Origin of the sequence: Pseudomonas sp. LAMO17WK12:I10 (assembly GCF_900215185.1) — a bacterium.
GTDB classification, from domain to species: domain Bacteria; phylum Pseudomonadota; class Gammaproteobacteria; order Pseudomonadales; family Pseudomonadaceae; genus Aquipseudomonas; species Aquipseudomonas chlororaphis.
In genome coordinates this window covers 1-16,701 of sequence record NZ_OBDX01000052.1, presented here as the reverse complement: position 1 = coordinate 16,701, position 16,701 = coordinate 1, and the positions used below count along the sequence as shown (strand labels likewise).

The following is a 16,701-nucleotide window of genomic DNA, read 5'->3' as shown; positions in this document are numbered from 1 at the left end:
CTTTGGCGACATCGATGCCAACGATGGGTGTTTGTATTGTCATGAGACGCTCCCGCGGACAAGATAAAACGACCTGTCGGGGACTCGCGTTTGGCGCAGGCTTGTAGATATGGTCGGTCTTGAGGGGCTACTCAAGCCGATGGATTCCTTATCGGCGCTTGTGATGAACGCGAGAGTGGGGGAATTCTCCTACCGTCTGGCTTGCAGAAGCGAGTTAAGTCCCTCCACCCCGACAGGCCCACCTTAAGACATACAAGCGAGCTTGCTCGCGATAGCCGCGAAGCGGCGACCTGTCTGCCAAAGCTCGTCATCCTTGGCGATCTTTTCGCGAGCAAGCTCGCTCCTACAGGGTTTACAGCAGATAAAAAAATCCCCCGCCTCAGCGCATGAGGCGGGGGATTTTTCGTTTCCGGGATTAGCGCTGGTGCACCAGATTGCCCGCGGCATAGGTCTGCGCCACGGTGCGGTCATCACCCAGGGTCATCAGCACGAACAGCGTCTCGGCAATGCTCTTGGATTGTTTCAGGCGATAGCTCAGCAGCGGCGTGGCGTTGTAGTCGAGCACCAGGAAGTCGGCGTCGGTGCCTGGCTGCAGGGTGCCGATCCGCTCTTCCAGGCGCAGTGCGCGCGCGCCGCCGAGGGTGGCCAGGTACAGCGACTTGAACGGACTCAGGCGCGCGCCCTGCAACTGCATGACCTTGTAGGCTTCGTTCAGGGTCTGCAGCAGCGAGAAGCTGGTGCCGCCGCCGACATCGGTGCCCAGGCCGACATTCAGCTTGTGCTTCTCGGCCATCGGCAGATTGAACAGGCCGCTGCCGAGGAACAGGTTCGAGGTCGGGCAGAAGGCCACGGCCGAGCCGGTCTGCGCCAGGCGCGCACATTCGTCGTCGCACAGGTGCACGCCATGGGCGAACACCGAGCGCTCGCCCAGCAACTGGTAGTGGTCGTACACGTCCAGGTAGCCTTTGCGCTCGGGGAACAGCTCCTTGACCCATTCGACTTCCTGCAGGTTCTCGCTGATGTGGGTCTGCATGTACAGGTCGGGGTATTCGCCGAGCAATTGCCCGGCGAGGGTCAGTTGTTCCGGGGTGCTGGTCGGGGCGAAACGCGGCGTCACTGCATAGTGCAGACGGCCCTTACCGTGCCAGCGCTCGATCAGCGCCTTGCTTTCCAGGTAGCTGGATTCGGCGGTGTCGGTCAGGTAGTCCGGGGCGTTGCGGTCCATCATCACCTTGCCGGCGATCATTCGCAGGTCGAGCTTCTGCGCCGCTTCGAAAAAGGCATTCACCGATTGTGGATGCACGCTGCCGAAGACCAGGGCGGTGGTGGTGCCGTTGCGCAGCAGTTCCTTGATGAAAATCCCAGCCACTTCCTCGGCATGGGCCTGGTCGGCGAACTGGCTTTCGCAGGGGAAGGTGTAGGTGTTGAGCCAGTCCAGCAACTGCTCGCCATAGGCACCGACCATGCCGGTCTGCGGCAGGTGGATATGGGTGTCGATAAAGCCTGGGGTGATCAGCGCATCCTGGTAGTGAGTGATCTCGATATCGGCGGGCAGGCTGGCGAGCAATTCGCTGGCGTGGCCGAGGGCGCTGATCTGGCCGTTGTCGACTACCAGCAGGCCATCCTCGAAATACTCGTAGGAGGCTTCGATGCCGACCTCGGCGGGGTCGGCGATGCTGTGCAGGATGGCGGCACGGTAGGCTTTGCGAGTCAGAGGCATGAGGCAGTCTCGGTTCGTGGCTTTTTAATGAGTGGCGTGGCTGCGGCGCGAGGCCGGCAGCAGCTTGGCAATGGGTTCGGCGCGGGCACTGTGCTGGCCGAAATTGGCGTTATAGGTGGCGATGATTTCGCCGGCGATGGAGATGGCGATTTCCACAGGCAACTTGCCTTTGACTTCGCCGAGCCCCATCGGGCAGCGCATGCGTTGCAGCACGCCGCTGTCGAAGCCGCGCTCGCGCAGGCGGTGTTCGAACTTCACCCGTTTAGTCTTCGAGCCGATCAGGCCGAAGTAGGCAAAGTCGTTGCGCTTGAGGATCGCGGCGGTGAGCTCCAGGTCGAGCTGGTGATTGTGGGTCATGACGATGCAATAGCTGCCGGCGGGCAGGTCATCGATTTCATCGACGGGCTCTTCGCTGACGATCTTGCGTACGCCCTGGGGGATCTGCTCGGGGAATTCCTGTTCCCGCGAGTCGATCCAGCGCACCTTGCACGGCAGGCTGGCCAGCAGCGGCACCAGCGCGCGGCCGACATGGCCGGCGCCGAATACCGCGATCTGCGCCTGGACCTGGCCCATGGGTTCGAACAGCAACACCGTCACCCCACCGCAGCACTGGCCGAGACTGGCGCCCAGGCTGAAGCGCTCCAGGTGGGTGTCCTGTTTGCCGCTGACGAGCATCTCGCGGGCGATCTGCATGGCCTTGTATTCCAGGTGGCCGCCGCCGATGGTGTCGAAGCTCCGGGTGGCACTGATGACCATTTTCGAGCCGGCATTGCGTGGCGTCGACCCCAGCTCTTCGATGATGGTCACCAGCACGCAGGGTTCGCCGCGGGTTTGCAGGTCGGCGAGGGCGCTGATCCAGTTGTACATGTTTCACCTCTTGCAACGTTGTCGTCTGCAATGTCGTCATCGCGAGCAAGCTCGCTCCTACAGGAGGGTGCGATATCTGTAGGAGCGAGCTTGCTCGCGATGGGATTTACAGGGAAGCCAGTTCCGCCTTGGTCTCCACGGCCTTCGCCACCTTCAACTGGCGCATCTGCTCGCAGCCCCACAACACCCGTTCCGGCGTGGCCGGCGCGTCGATCTTTGGCTGGTGCCGGTAATCGCCGAGGCTGGCCACGGCGTCCTTGATCGCGCACCAGGCGGCGATGCCGAGCATGAACGGCGGCTCGCCCACGGCCTTGGAGTGGAACACCGTGTCTTCCGGGTTCTTGCGGTTTTCCACCAGCTTCACGCGCAAATCCAAAGGCATGTCGGCAACGGCTGGAATCTTGTAACTGGCCGGGCCGCAGGTCTCTAGCTTGCCCTTGGCGTTCCACACCAGCTCTTCCATGGTCAGCCAGCCCATGCCCTGGATAAAGCCGCCTTCCACCTGGCCGATGTCGATGGCCGGGTTCAGCGAGGCGCCGACGTCATGCAGGATGTCGGTGCGCAGCATCTTGTACTCGCCAGTCAGGGTGTCGACTATCACTTCGGCGCAGGCGGCACCGTAGGCGAAGTAGTAGAACGGCCGGCCACGGGCCTGGGCACGGTCGTAGTAGATTTTCGGGGTCTTGTAGAAGCCGGTGCTGGACAGCGAGACCTGGGCGAAATAGGCCTGCTGGATCAGTTCCTCGAAGCTCAGGATCTGGTCGCGGACCCGTACGTGGCCGTTGTGGAACTCTACGTCTTCCTCGCTGACCTTGTACTGCCGGGCGGCAAACTCCACCAGGCGTTTCTTGATGGTTTCCGCTGCGTTCTGCGCCGCCTTGCCGTTCAGGTCGGCACCGCTGGAGGCGGCGGTCGGCGAGGTGTTGGGCACCTTGTCAGTGTTGGTCGCGGTGATCTGCACCCGGTCGATCTCTACCTGGAACACCTCGGCCACCACCTGCGCCACCTTGGTGTTCAGGCCCTGGCCCATTTCCGTGCCGCCGTGGTTGAGGTGGATGCTGCCGTCGGTATAGATGTGCACCAGCGCGCCGGCCTGGTTGAGGAAGCTGGCGGTGAAGGAAATACCGAATTTCACCGGGGTCAGCGCCAGGCCCTTTTTCAGGATCGGGCTGCCGGCGTTGTAGCGGCGGATCGCTTCACGGCGCTCGGCGTACTGGCTGCTGGCTTCCAGCTCGGCGGTCATCTCTTCGAGCATGTTGTGCTCGACGGTCTGGTAGTAGTGGGTGACGTTGCGTTCGGTCTTGCCGTAGTAGTTGGCCTTGCGCACGGCCAGCGGGTCGAGGGCGAGATGGCGGGCGATGGCGTCCATCACTTCCTCGATGGCGACCATGCCTTGCGGGCCGCCGAAACCACGGTAGGCGGTGTTCGACGCGGTGTTGGTCTTGCAGCGATGGCCGTTGATGGTGGCGTCGCCCAGGTAGTACGAGTTGTCGGCGTGGAACATTGCCCGGTCGACGATCGAGGCCGACAGGTCCGGCGAGCAACCGCAGTTGCCGGCCAGTTCCAGCTGGATGCCATGCAGGCGCCCGGTGCTGTCGAAACCGACGTCGTACTCGATATAGAAGGGGTGGCGCTTGCCGGTCATCAGCATGTCTTCGACCCGCAGCAGGCGCATCTTGGTCGGCTGGCCGGTGAGGTGCGCGATCACCGCGCACAGGCATGCCGGGCTGGCGGCCTGGGTTTCCTTGCCGCCGAAACCACCGCCCATGCGGCGCATGTCGACCACGATCTTGTTCATCGACACGTCCAGCACCTCGGCCACCAGCTTCTGCACCTCGGTGGGGTTCTGGGTCGAGCAGTAGACGATCATGCCGCCGTCTTCGGTGGGCATCACCGAGGAAATCTGGGTCTCCAGGTAGAAGTGTTCCTGGCCGCCGATGTGCAGGGTGCCCTGCAGGCGATGCTCGGCGCTGGCCAGGGCCTTGGCCGAGTCGCCGCGCTGGTGGGTGTGGCTGTCGAGGACGAAGTGGCGTTTGCGCAGGGCTTCGACCACGTCCAGGACCGGCTCCAGGTCCTCGTACTCGATGACCGCGGCCATGGCCGCCTGGCGCGCGGTTTCCAGGTCGCGGGCGGCCACCGCCAGCACCGGCTGGCCGACGAACTGCACGTCGTCGATGGCCAGCAGCGGGTCGCCGGGCAGCAGCGGGCCGATGTCTTTCAGCCCCGGGATGTCCTTGTGGGTGATGACGATACGCACGCCGTCGAAGGCATGGCAGGGCGCGGTGTCGATGCTGAGGATCTTCGCGTGGGCACGGTCCGAGAGGCGTGCATACACATGCAGCTGGTTGGGGAATTCCAGCCGGTCATCGATGTACACCGCCTCGCCGGACACATGCTTGGCGGCGCTGTCGTGCTTGACGCTGCGCCCGACGCCGGTGGCCAGGTCCTGTTGAAACAGGGCGCTCAGTTCGGCTTGAGTCTTCTCGACTTTGTGATGATTAGACATAAGCGGTCACCCGGGTCTCGATGTGCGGTGTTTGCAGTTCGATAAAGTATTTGCGCAGCAGGTTCTGGGCGCTGAGCAGGCGGTATTCCTTGCTGGCGCGGAAGTCCGAAAGCGGGGTGAAGTCTTCGCCCAGGGCGGCGCAGGCACGTTCGACGGTGGTCTCGCTCCAAGGGGCGCCGAGCAGCGCGGCCTCACAGTGCTTGGCGCGTTTCGGGGTGGCGGCCATGCCACCGAAGGCCACGCGGGCGTCGGCGATCACGCCGTTCTCGATACGCAGATTGAAGGCCGCGCAGACCGCGGAAATATCGTCGTCCAGGCGCTTGGACACCTTGTAGGCGCGAAACAGCTGCTGGGCGCTGGCCCGCGGCACGATGATCTTCTCGATGAACTCGCTTTCCTGGCGCGCGGTGACGCGGTAGTCGATGAAATAGTCTTCCAGGGACAGGGTGCGGCGGGTGTTGCCCTTGCACAGGACGATCTGCGCGCCCAGGGCGATCAGCAAGGGCGGTGAGTCGCCGATGGGCGAGGCGTTGCCGATGTTGCCGCCCAGGGTGCCCTGGTTGCGGATCTGCAACGAGGCGAAGCGCTGCAGCAGTTCGCCGAAGTCCGGGTATTCGGCCTTGAGGGCGTCGTAGCAGTCGGAGAGGGCGGTGGCGGCGCCGATTTCCAGGCGGTCGTCGAAGCGTTCGATGCGTTTCATTTCGGCGACGTTGCCGACGTAGATCATCACCGGCAGCGGGCGGTGGAACTGCGTGACTTCCAGCGCCAGGTCGGTGCCGCCGGCCAGCAGCCGGGCTTGCGGGTAGGCGTCATACAGGTCGGCCAGGTCGGATACGGTCAGCGGTACCAGGCAACGTTTGTCGCCACTGTTCAGTTCGCCGGTGTCGCTGGGGGCGATGGCTTTCAGGCGCGCGATGGTCTCGGCTTCGCGGGCGTCGAACTGGTCCGGCTGCTTGCCGCAGCAGGCCTGTTCGGCGGCGGCGAGAATCGGACGGTAGCCGGTGCAGCGGCACAGGTTGCCGGCCAGGGCCTCGTGGGCCTTGTGCGCGTCGGGTTGTTCGGAGTTCTTCTGCAGGGCGAACAGCGACATGACGAAGCCCGGCGTACAGAAGCCGCACTGCGAGCCGTGGCATTCGACCATGGCTTTCTGCACGCTGTGCAACTGGCCCTGGTGCTTGAGGTCTTCGACGCTGATCAACTGTTTGCCGTGGAGCGACGAGACGAAGGTCAGGCACGCGTTGAGGCTGCGATAACGGATATGCTCCGTGCCCGTGTCGTCGGTCTGCAATTCGCCGACCACCACGGTGCAGGCGCCACAGTCGCCACTGGCGCAGCCTTCCTTGGTGCCGGGCTTGCCCAGATGCTCGCGCAGATAATTGAGCACGGTCAGATTCGGGTCCAGGCTGTGCTCGCTACGGAGTTCCTGGTTGAGTAAAAACTGGATCACGGAAGGCCTCGCAGACTCATTATTGTTGGTAACCGACGTGGGCCGAATTTAGTCATGTCTGACTTTTCGGTCAATGATTTTCTGACTTAATGGTCAGGAAATCGTTTTTTGCCGATCAACAAGCGCTTTCAAACAGTATTGACCCTCCCGGGCCGCAGTGCCTTTTGCTTATTCCGTGCCAAATTCAGGCCCTTGGGCACTCCGCCATGAGGTAGCAATTGCGCTACACTGCGCCGCTTGTACCGATCTAAGAGTTTGAAGGAAAACCATGACGTTCAAGGCGCCGGACAGCCTCGCCGAGCAAATCGCTCACCACCTCGCCGAACGCATCATTCGCGGCGAGCTCAAGCCTGGGGAGCGCATTCAGGAACAGAAGGTCACGCTGGCCCTCAACGTCAGCCGCGGCTCGGTCCGCGAGGCCCTGCTGATCCTCGAGCGCCGTCACCTGATCGCCATCCTGCCGCGTCGTGGCGCCCATGTGACCGAACTCACCCCGCACAAGGTGCAGAGCCTGTGCACCCTGATGAGCGAGCTGTACATCCTGCTGGGCAACTCGGTGGCCAACGGCTGGGAACTGCAGGCCGACATGGCGCCGTTCCTGCAGATCCAACAACGATTGATCGCCGCCTACGAGCGCCAGGACATCCGCAGTTTCGTCGAAGACAGCTTCAACGTGATGCGCGCCGCCTACCCGTTCGCCGACAACCCGTACCTGCAGGAAACCGTCGAGAACCTGCAGCCGGCGATGAGCCGTGCCTATTTCCTGGCCCTGGAGCAGCGCAAGGCGGAAATGAGCGAATTCCTCGACCTGTTCGAGCAACTGCTGGCCGCCGTGCTGGCCCGTGACCTGCCGACGATCCGCCTGGTGCTGACGGCCTATGCCCGGCGCAGTTGCGACCTGGTAGTCGCCGCCTTGACGGTTGCCTGAGCGTGCGGCTCAAGTGCATCAAGCTGGCGGGCTTCAAGTCCTTCGTCGACCCGACCACAGTGAACTTCCCCAGTAACATGGCGGCGGTGGTCGGGCCCAATGGTTGCGGCAAGTCGAATATCATCGACGCCGTGCGCTGGGTCATGGGCGAGAGCTCGGCCAAGAACCTGCGCGGCGAGTCGATGACCGACGTCATCTTCAACGGTTCCACCAGCCGCAAGCCGGTGAGCCAGGCCAGCATTGAGCTGGTCTTTGACAACTCCGACGGTACCCTGGTCGGCGAGTACGCGGCCTACGCGGAAATCTCCATCCGCCGCAAGGTCACCCGCGACAGCCAGAACAGCTATTTCCTCAACGGCGCCAAGTGCCGCCGTCGCGACATTACCGACATCTTCCTCGGCACCGGCCTGGGGCCACGCAGCTACTCGATCATCGAGCAGGGCATGATCTCCAAGCTGATCGAAGCCAAGCCGGAAGACCTGCGCAACTTCATCGAAGAAGCCGCCGGGATTTCCAAGTACAAGGAGCGCCGCCGGGAAACCGAGAACCGCATCCGCCGTACCCACGAAAACCTGGCGCGCCTAACCGACCTGCGCGAAGAGCTGGAACGCCAGCTCGAACGCCTGCACCGCCAGGCCCAGGCGGCCGAGAAGTACCAGGAATACAAAGCCGAGGAGCGCCAGCTCAAGGCACAGCTGTCGGCACTGCGCTGGCAGGAGCTTAACGAGCAGGTCGGCCAGCGCGAATCGATCATCGGCAACCAGGAAGTCGGCTTTGAAGCCCTGGTGGCGGAGCAACGCAATGCCGACGCCGCCATCGAGCGCCTGCGCGACGGTCACCATGAGCTGTCCGAGCGCTTCAATCTGGTGCAGGGGCGCTTCTATTCGGTCGGCGGCGATATCGCCCGGGTCGAGCAGAGCATCCAGCACGGCCAGCAGCGTTTGCGCCAGTTGCAGGACGACTTGCGCGAAGCCGAGCGTGCACGCCAGGAGACCGAATCCCACCTGGGCCACGACCGCACCTTGCTCGCCACCCTCGGTGAAGAGTTGGAAATGCTCGAGCCCGAGCAGGAAGTCACCAGCGCCGCCGCCGAAGAGGCTGCCGCGGCCCTGGAAGAAGCCGAAACCACCATGCACGGCTGGCAGGAGCAGTGGGACGGTTTCAACCTCAAATCCGCCGAACCGCGACGCCAGGCCGAGGTGCAGCAGTCGCGTATCCAGCAGCTCGAAGGCAGCATGGAGCGCCTGGGCGAGCGCCAGCGGCGTCTGGTGGAGGAGCGCGCGTTGCTCGCCGCCGACCCGGAAGACGCGGCGATCCTCGAACTCAATGAACAACTCGCGGCCAGCGAGGCGACCCTGGAAGATTTGCAGGCCAGCGAAGACGCTCAAGTCGAGCGCCTGGAGCAACTACGCCAGGAACTGCATCAGGCGACCCAGGCCCAGCAGCAGGCCCAGGGCGAATTGCAGCGTCTCAATGGGCGCCTGGCCTCGCTGGAGGCTTTGCAGCAGGCGGCGCTCAATCCGGGGACCGGCGCGGCGCAATGGTTGCAGGAGCAACAGTTGGCCGAGCGTCCGCGGCTGGCCGAAGGCTTGAAGGTCGAGGCCGGTTGGGAGCTGGCGGTGGAAACCGTGCTTGGCGCCGACCTGCAAGCGGTACTGGTCGACGATTTTGCCGGCTTCGACCTGGCCGGCTTCGAGCAGGGCGACCTGCGCCTGCTCCAGCTGGCGGGCGAGGGCGCGCGGATGCCTGGCAGCCTGCTGGACAAGGTCGATGCCCAGGTCGATCTGGCGCCTTGGCTGGGCCAGGTCAAGCCGGTGGAAAACCTTGAGCAGGCCTTGGCGTTGCGTGGCCAACTGGCGGCCGGCGAGAGCCTGATCAGCCGTGACGGGTTCTGGGTCGGCCGGCATTTTCTGCGGGTGCGCCGCGCCAGCGAAGCGGAAAGCGGCATGCTCGCGCGCAACCAGGAAATCGAACAACTGAGCCTGGAGCGCGACGAGCGCGAAGCCAGCGTGGAAGATCTGGAAACCCGGTTGCAGAACCTGCGTGCGCAACAGCGCCAGCAAGAGAACGGTCGCGAACACCTGCGCCGTCTGTTGCAGGACGAAGCCCGTCAGCAGGGTGAATTGAAAGCCAGGCTTTCCGCCGGCAAGGCCAAGGCCGAGCAGTTGGCCCTGCGCCGTACCCGCCTGGATGAAGAAGTGGCGGAGCTGGGCGAGCAGCGCGCTGTGGAGCACGAGCAGGTGGGCGAAGCCCGTCTGCAGTTGCAGGAAGCCCTCGACAGCATGGCCCTGGACACCGAGCAGCGCGAATTGCTGCTGGCCCAGCGCGACAGTTTGCGCGAACGCCTGGATCGGGTGCGCCAGGAGGCGCGCCAGCACAAGGATCACGCTCATCAGTTGGCGGTGCGCCTGGGGTCGCTCAAGGCTCAGCACGATTCCACCCGCCAGGCCCTGGAGCGCCTGGAGCTGCAATCGGAACGCCTGACGGAGAAGCGCGAACAGCTCAGCCTGAACCTGGAGGAGGGCGCCGCACCGCTGGAAGAGCTGCGCCTGAAGCTCGAGGAGTTGCTGGAAAAACGCATGACCGTCGACGTCGAGCTCAAGAGCGCGCAGATCGCCATGGAAGATGCCGACCGCGAATTGCGCGACGCGGAAAAACGTCGGACCCAGGCCGAGCAGCAATCGCAGTTGATCCGTGGCCAGCTCGAACAGCAGCGCATGGAATGGCAGGCCCTGAGCGTGCGTCGCAAGACCTTGCAGGACCAGTTGCTGGAAGACGGCTACGACTTGCAGGGCGTGCTCGCCACGTTGACCGAGCAGGCCAGCGAGAAAGAGGCCGAGGAAGAACTCGAGCGGATTGCCGCGCGTATCCAGCGCCTGGGGGCGATCAACCTCGCGGCCATCGATGAGTACCAGCAGCAGTCCGAGCGCAAACGTTATCTGGACGCCCAGGACGCCGATCTGGTGGAAGCCCTGGAAACCCTGGAAAACGTGATTCGCAAGATCGACAAGGAAACCCGTAATCGTTTCAAGGATACCTTTGATCAGATTAACGGCGGTTTACAGGCGCTCTTTCCAAAAGTTTTCGGTGGCGGCAGCGCTTATTTGGAACTGACGGGCGAAGATCTACTCGATACAGGGGTAACGATCATGGCACGCCCGCCAGGGAAGAAGAACAGCACCATTCATTTGTTGTCCGGTGGTGAGAAAGCATTGACGGCCCTGGCGCTGGTATTTGCCATCTTCAAGTTGAACCCGGCGCCGTTCTGCATGCTCGACGAAGTTGACGCCCCGCTGGATGACGCTAACGTTGGACGCTACGCAAGGCTGGTTAAAGAGATGTCGCAGACGGTGCAGTTCATCTATATCACCCACAACAAGATCGCCATGGAAATGGCCGATCAATTGATGGGCGTGACGATGCATGAACCCGGCTGTTCGCGCCTGGTAGCAGTGGATGTCGAGGAGGCGATGGCGATGGTGGACGCCTGATATCCGGGCGACCAAAGCCGGTATGTAAGTGACAAGTAAGAGGTTTTTACCTGTGCCGAGTACTGGCTGATCGACATATTGAATGAAGCCGTTGCGACAGACGGTGTAAAGTTGTCTTTGGTCGTGCTAGTTTAATGTCAATTTTTCCTATACGTGGGCAAAAGGCCAGTCAGAACATAGAGTTGGCGCCACGTTTTAAAGCGGTTTGCAGTTTGCTAAACCTCTTATTTTTCAGCATTTTTCATAGAGGCACGGGATTACATGGAAATCGGTCTGCGCGAGTGGCTGATCGTCATCGGCATCATTGTCATTGCCGGTATTCTTTTTGATGGCTGGCGCCGTATGCGCGGCGGCAAAGGAAAGTTGAAATTCCGCCTGGATCGTAGCCTGTCCAACCTGCCGGACGACGACAGCAGTGCCGAACTGCTGGGCCCGCCCCGCGTGCTGGATACCCATAAGGAACCGCAACTCGACGAGCACGACCTGCCGTCGATGAGCGCGCCGGCGCGCGAACCACGCGAATCCGGTTCCAAGCGTGGCAAGCGTGCCAGCGAGCCACAACAGGGCGACCTGAACCTCAACCTGGATCTGGACGGCGGCCCGAGCTTCAGCAGCCGCGACGACGACTTCCCGGATGAAACCAAGGCTTCCGGTTACGCGGACAAGGACCAGCCGCAAGCCGAAGAAGTGCTGGTGATCAGCGTGATCTGCCGTGACTCCGGCGGCTTCAAGGGCCCGGCGCTGTTGCAGAACATCCTGGAAAGCGGCCTGCGTTTTGGCGAGATGGATATTTTCCACCGTCACGAAAGCATGGCTGGCAATGGCGAAGTCCTGTTCTCCATGGCCAACGCGGTCAAGCCGGGCGTATTCGACCTGGATGACATCGACCACTTCAGCACCCCGGCGGTGAGCTTCTTCCTCGGCCTGCCAGGCCCGCGTCATCCGAAACAGGCTTTCGACGTGATGGTGGCCGCGGCGCGCAAGCTGTCCCAGGAACTGAATGGCGAGCTGAAGGATGACCAGCGCAGTGTGCTGACCGCCCAGACCATCGAGCACTACCGTCAGCGCATCGTCGAATTCGAACGTCGCGCCCTGACCCAGAAGCGCTGAGCGCTTCGCGAGCCAGCCGTTCCGGCATAACCCTTGGCCTGTCGGAGCGGGCTCGCGATAGGGCCGAAGGGCCCACCCAGACAAATATTGAGCAGCCTAGGCTGCTCTTTTGCTTTTTGAGAGAACACCATGACCTCCGCCGAAACCCGCATTCTTGAGCTGCGCGCTGAGCTGGATCAGCACAACTATCGCTACCACGTACTCGACGAGCCGAGCATTCCGGACGCTGAATACGATCGTCTGTTCCATGAGCTCAAGGCACTGGAGGCCGAACACCCGGAGCTGGTCAGCAGCGACTCGCCCACCCAGCGCGTCGGCAGCGCGGCGCTCTCGGCCTTTACTCAGGTGCGCCACGAAATCCCCATGCTCAGCCTGGGCAACGCCTTCGAAGAAACCGACATGCGCGAGTTCGATCGCCGGGTGACCGAGGGGCTCGACCTGCCGGTAGGCGACCTGTTCGGTGGCGTGGCGGCGGTGGAATACAGCTGCGAGCCGAAGCTTGATGGCCTGGCGGTCAGCCTGCTGTATCTGGACGGCGTGCTGGTGCGCGGCGCGACCCGCGGCGACGGCACCACTGGCGAAGACATCAGCGTCAACGTGCGCACCGTGCGCAACATCCCCCTGAAGCTGCACGGCAGTGGCTGGCCGGCGACCCTGGAGGTGCGCGGCGAGGTGTACATGTCCAAGGCCGGTTTCGAGCGGCTCAATGCCGCGCAGCTGGAAGTTGGCGGCAAGACCTTCGCCAATCCGCGGAACGCCGCGGCCGGCAGCTTGCGCCAGCTGGACTCGAAGATCACCGCCAGTCGCCCGCTGGAATTCTGCTGCTACGGGATCGGCCAGGTTACTGCGGATATCGCCGACACCCATATCGGCAACCTGGAGCAGCTCAAGCGCTGGGGCATGCCCGTCAGTCGCGAGCTGAAACTGGCCAAGGGTATCGACGAATGCCTGGATTACTACCGCGATATCGGCGAGCGCCGTAACGGCTTGCCTTATGAAATCGACGGTGTGGTGTTCAAGGTCAACAGCATTGCCTCGCAGCGCGAACTGGGCTTCCGGGCTCGCGAGCCGCGCTGGGCGATCGCTCATAAATTCCCGGCGATGGAGGAGCTGACCGAGCTGCTGGACGTGGAATTCCAGGTTGGCCGCACCGGCGCGGTGACCCCGGTGGCCCGTCTGAAACCGGTCAAGGTGGCGGGTGTCACCGTCTCCAACGCGACCCTGCACAACATGGACGAAGTGGCGCGCCTGGGCCTGATGATCGGCGACACCGTGATCATCCGCCGGGCGGGCGATGTGATTCCGCAAGTGGTGCAGGTGGTCGCCGAGCGTCGTCCGGAAAATGCGCGCAAGGTGCATATCCCGCAAACCTGCCCGGTGTGCGGCTCCCATGTCGAGCGCACGCAGTTGATCAAGCGCAGCAAGGGCAAGGAAACCATCAGCGAAGGCGCGGTGTACCGCTGCGTCGGTCGCCTGGCCTGTGGCGCGCAGCTCAAGCAGGCGATCATTCACTTCGTTTCCCGTCGGGCGATGGATATCGAAGGGCTGGGCGACAAGACCATCGAACAGCTGGTGGACGAAAAGCTCATTGGTTCGCCGGCCGATCTCTACAAGCTCAAGTACGAGCAGATCATCGATCTGGAAGGCTTCGCCGAGGTCTCCAGCAACAAGCTGCTCAAGGCCATCGAAGACAGCAAGAAGCCGGGCCTGGCGCGTTTCATCTACGCCCTGGGCATTCCCGATGTGGGCGAGGAGACGGCCAAGGTCCTGGCGCGCTCCCTGGCCTCGCTGGAGCGCGTGCAGCAGGCCTTGCCGGAAGTGCTGACCTACCTGCCGGATATCGGCCTGGAAGTGGCTCACGAGATTCACAGCTTCTTCGAGGACAGCCATAACCAGCAGGTGATCGGTGCCCTGCTCGATCCGCAGCAGTGCGGGCTGCAGTTGCAGGATCAGGGCGATCTGGGCGCCGAGTTCGCTGCCAGCACCACCCTGGGTGGCATGCTCGACAAGCTGAACATTCCATCGGTGGGGCCGGGCGCGGCGCAGAAACTGGCGGACAAGTTCGTCACCCTCGATGGTGTAGTCAAGGCGGACTGGCTGGACATGCGCCAGACCTTGCCGGAGAAGCAGGCCAAGGCCGTGCGCGAGTTCTTCGACATCGCGGAAAACGCCGAGCGGGCACTGGCCATCGAGGCGCAGTTGCAAGCCTTCGGCATGCACTGGCAGAGCGAGAAGAAAGTGGTGGAAGGGCTGCCGCTGGCGGGCCAGACCTGGGTGCTCACCGGCTCGCTGGAGCTGATGAGCCGCGACGTGGCCAAGGACAAGCTGGAAAGCCTGGGCGCCAAGGTCGCCGGTTCCGTTTCGGCCAAGACCCACTGCGTGGTGGCCGGCCCCGGTGCCGGCTCCAAGCTGGCCAAGGCCAACGAATTGGGCCTGAAAGTGCTGGACGAAGAAGCCTTCGTGGCCTTCCTCGGCCAGCACGGTATCTCGGTATAACCCTGTAGCCGCTGCCGAAGGCGGCGATCGACCGCGCAGCGGGCGTTGCTCTGTTGGGCGCCGGAAGGTCCTGCGGACCTTGTCGCAGCCTGCGGTAGCGGCTACATGGAATGGCGTTCCCCGGCAGGAACGCCCTGAAGGTGATGGAACGATCATCTCGTCCATATGATCTAGTCTTGGCACGCCCAGGGAGAGATCGCCATGTACCGCTTCTTCGAACAGCTCAGTTCCCGTATCGCCGCACCCTTTGTCCGTGAAGACAGCCGCAACAGTAAGGTCTGGCGGTGTCGCTGCGGGCAGTCGTTGTTCTTTCGCAACAGTCAGTGCCTGGCCTGTTCGGCGGCCCTGGGTTATCAGCCCGAGCAGAGTCGCCTGTCGTCGCTGCAGCCAGGACCGGAGGCCGATACCTGGCGGCTGGACGTCGATCCGCAAGCCGGGTTGTTCCGGCGTTGCGCCAACCTCGATACCCCGGCGGCCTGCAACTGGCTGCTGCCTGCGCATGGCGCCGCTACCCTGTGTGTGGCGTGCAGGCTGAACCGGACCATTCCCGATCTTGGCGTGCCGGAAAACCCCGAGCGCTGGCGCATGGTGGAAATCGCCAAGCGCCGCCTGGTGGCGCAACTGGTGAGCCTGGGCTTGCCGCTGATCGCCAAGGCCGAGGATGAAGAGGCCGGCCTGGCTTTCGATTTTGTCGGTGTCGATCTGCAGGGCAGGGCGCCCATGACCGGCCACGCCAACGGCCTGATCACCCTCGACATCAAGGAGGCCGACGATGCGTATCGCGAGCAGGTGCGGGTACAGATGCGCGAACCCTATCGCACCTTGCTCGGCCACTTCCGGCATGAGGTGGGGCATTACTACTGGGATCGCCTGATCGCAGGCAGCCATTGGCTGGAACCCTGTCGCGCGCTGTTCGGCGACGAACGCGCGAGCTACGCCGAAGCCCTGGACCGGCATTACCAGCAGGGCGCACCGAACGATTGGTCGCAGACCTATGTCAGCGCCTACGCCACCATGCATCCCTGGGAGGACTGGGCGGAAACCTGGGCCCATTACCTGCACATGATGGACGCGGTCGATACCGCGCTGGGCTTCGGCATGAGCGCCCGGGAAATGGACTTCGACTACCAGCCGTTCCCGCTGGATACCCTGTATGACCCGCAGCACCCTGGCGGCCCGGCGTTCCTCTCTTTTGTTAACGCCTGGATCGAACTGGCCGGCATGCTCAACGAACTGTCGCGCAGCATGGGCCAGCCGGATTTCTATCCCTTCATCCTGCCGCCGGCGGTGATCGCCAAGCTGCACTTCATCCACCTGGTGATCCAACAAGCCGGCGGCAAGGCCGACGCAGCACTCGAACAAGCCTGAGCTCACCATCTGCTTCTGTGGGAGCGAAGCTTGCTCGCGATGGCATCCCCACGGTCTGCTTCCGGACCGCGTCGCCTGCATCGCAAGCAAGCCCCTGGATCGCGATCAGCGGCTGGTGCGCACGCCATCGAGCAAGGCATCGACCACCGCGCGAGCCATCTCCACGGAATGCACCATGGACCAGATCAACCCGCGTTCGATGCCGCTGCCCTGTTCAGTGATTTCATCCGAGACTTCTTCGGCGCATTTGAGCAATAGCGAGACGTGCATCAAGGCTTCTTCGGCATTCACCCCGGCCTGCACCGCGAACAGCGGCCGTTGCTGGGCGTCATGCAGGCCGAAGGGCTGGCTGCGGGTTTCTTTCAGTTGCGCCAGCAGCGGTTGCTTCTGGTCATGGAGCGACAGGAGCAGGGAGGCATTCGCCGCATCCAGTTCAGGGTCGCGTAATCGGCGCGGGGTGGTGAAGGGCGGGTCGGGGACGAGCTTTTTCATGTGGGTACCTAGAAGGTGTAGACAAAATAAACTAAAGTTACCATTTCTTCTGCCTGGACAGCCTCGAAGTCATGCCTAGAATCGGACGCCCGCCCGCGATTACCGCAGAGCAGTACCCAATGCTAGTCAAGCTTGCACAAGCCCATCCCTTCTCCAGCCAAGCTGAATTAGCGGATGCATTCCACGCTGAAACGGGTATCACCGCTCATCCCGACACCTTTGCCAAAGCCTTGAAGCTGGCGGGGATTACACGCATAAAGCCGCGCACCAAGGGCA

At 62.9% G+C, this 16,701-nt stretch carries 11 protein-coding genes; 6 read left to right on the top strand and 5 right to left on the bottom strand.

The features are described 5' to 3' along the window. Positions 1 to 415: 415 nt before the first annotated feature. The 4 genes from guaD to xdhA all read right to left on the bottom strand — a co-directional run bounded on the left by guaD (position 416) and on the right by xdhA (position 6,540). Positions 416 to 1,720 (bottom strand): guanine deaminase, encoded by a 1,305-nt coding sequence (guaD, locus tag CRO75_RS31270; RefSeq protein WP_097140471.1) that lies wholly within the window; start codon positions 1,718 to 1,720, stop codon positions 416 to 418. Positions 1,721 to 1,744: 24 nt separating this feature from the next. Next, a complete protein-coding gene (gene xdhC / locus CRO75_RS31265; protein WP_097140469.1) occupies positions 1,745 to 2,587 on the bottom strand; it encodes a xanthine dehydrogenase accessory protein XdhC in 843 nt (280 codons plus the stop codon). 106 nt (positions 2,588 to 2,693) lie between these two features. Continuing rightward, a complete protein-coding gene (xdhB, locus tag CRO75_RS31260) occupies positions 2,694 to 5,093 on the bottom strand; it encodes a xanthine dehydrogenase molybdopterin binding subunit (protein ID WP_097140467.1) in 2,400 nt (799 codons plus the stop codon). Next, positions 5,086 to 6,540 (bottom strand): xanthine dehydrogenase small subunit, encoded by a 1,455-nt coding sequence (gene xdhA, locus CRO75_RS31255; RefSeq protein WP_097140465.1) that lies wholly within the window; start codon positions 6,538 to 6,540, stop codon positions 5,086 to 5,088. Before xdhA ends, xdhB begins: the two co-directional genes overlap by 8 nt. Positions 6,541 to 6,808: 268 nt before the next feature. On the opposite strand from xdhA, the gene CRO75_RS31250 reads away from it, so the two are divergent. The 5 genes from CRO75_RS31250 (at position 6,809) to CRO75_RS31230 (ending at position 15,933) form a co-directional block, all read left to right on the top strand. Next, the gene (locus tag CRO75_RS31250; protein ID WP_009042939.1) at positions 6,809 to 7,468 is read left to right on the top strand and encodes a GntR family transcriptional regulator; all 660 of its coding nucleotides are present in this window, start codon (positions 6,809 to 6,811) and stop codon (positions 7,466 to 7,468) included. Positions 7,469 to 7,470: 2 nt separating this feature from the next. Further along, positions 7,471 to 10,959, top strand: coding sequence for a chromosome segregation protein SMC (smc, locus tag CRO75_RS31245; protein ID WP_097140463.1), 3,489 nt, complete (start codon positions 7,471 to 7,473; stop codon positions 10,957 to 10,959). Positions 10,960 to 11,220: 261 nt separating this feature from the next. Next, on the top strand, positions 11,221 to 12,069 hold the full coding sequence (gene zipA, locus CRO75_RS31240; protein ID WP_009042941.1) for a cell division protein ZipA: 849 nt from the start codon (positions 11,221 to 11,223) through the stop codon (positions 12,067 to 12,069). A gap of 129 nt (positions 12,070 to 12,198) precedes the next feature. Continuing rightward, positions 12,199 to 14,565: an NAD-dependent DNA ligase LigA gene (gene ligA, locus CRO75_RS31235; RefSeq protein WP_097140461.1), complete on the top strand. Its 2,367-nt coding sequence runs from the start codon at positions 12,199 to 12,201 to the stop codon at positions 14,563 to 14,565. Between the two features lie 201 nt (positions 14,566 to 14,766). Continuing rightward, positions 14,767 to 15,933 carry a putative zinc-binding peptidase gene (locus CRO75_RS31230; protein WP_097140459.1) on the top strand — a complete coding sequence of 389 codons (1,167 nt, stop codon included), beginning with the start codon at positions 14,767 to 14,769 and terminating at the stop codon, positions 15,931 to 15,933. 105 nt (positions 15,934 to 16,038) lie between these two features. Here CRO75_RS31230 and CRO75_RS31225 read toward each other — a convergent pair whose 3' ends face one another. Continuing rightward, positions 16,039 to 16,425, bottom strand: a complete 387-nt coding sequence (locus CRO75_RS31225) for a DUF3077 domain-containing protein (protein ID WP_097140457.1) — start codon at positions 16,423 to 16,425, stop codon at positions 16,039 to 16,041. Between the two features lie 71 nt (positions 16,426 to 16,496). Between CRO75_RS31225 and CRO75_RS31220 the strand changes: the two genes are divergently transcribed. Next, a partial coding sequence (locus CRO75_RS31220) for a helix-turn-helix domain-containing protein (protein ID WP_143504280.1) occupies positions 16,497 to 16,701 on the top strand: 205 nt, incomplete at its 3' end.

Coding starts and splice junctions, on each gene's coding strand:
- guaD (WP_097140471.1), bottom strand. CDS start 1,720: ATGCCTCTGACTCGCAAAGCCTACCGTGCCGCCATCCTGCACAGCATC.
- xdhC (WP_097140469.1), bottom strand. CDS start 2,587: ATGTACAACTGGATCAGCGCCCTCGCCGACCTGCAAACCCGCGGCGAA.
- xdhB (WP_097140467.1), bottom strand. CDS start 5,093: ATGTCTAATCATCACAAAGTCGAGAAGACTCAAGCCGAACTGAGCGCC.
- CRO75_RS31250 (WP_009042939.1), top strand. CDS start 6,809: ATGACGTTCAAGGCGCCGGACAGCCTCGCCGAGCAAATCGCTCACCAC.
- zipA (WP_009042941.1), top strand. CDS start 11,221: ATGGAAATCGGTCTGCGCGAGTGGCTGATCGTCATCGGCATCATTGTC.
- ligA (WP_097140461.1), top strand. CDS start 12,199: ATGACCTCCGCCGAAACCCGCATTCTTGAGCTGCGCGCTGAGCTGGAT.
- CRO75_RS31230 (WP_097140459.1), top strand. CDS start 14,767: ATGTACCGCTTCTTCGAACAGCTCAGTTCCCGTATCGCCGCACCCTTT.
- CRO75_RS31225 (WP_097140457.1), bottom strand. CDS start 16,425: ATGAAAAAGCTCGTCCCCGACCCGCCCTTCACCACCCCGCGCCGATTA.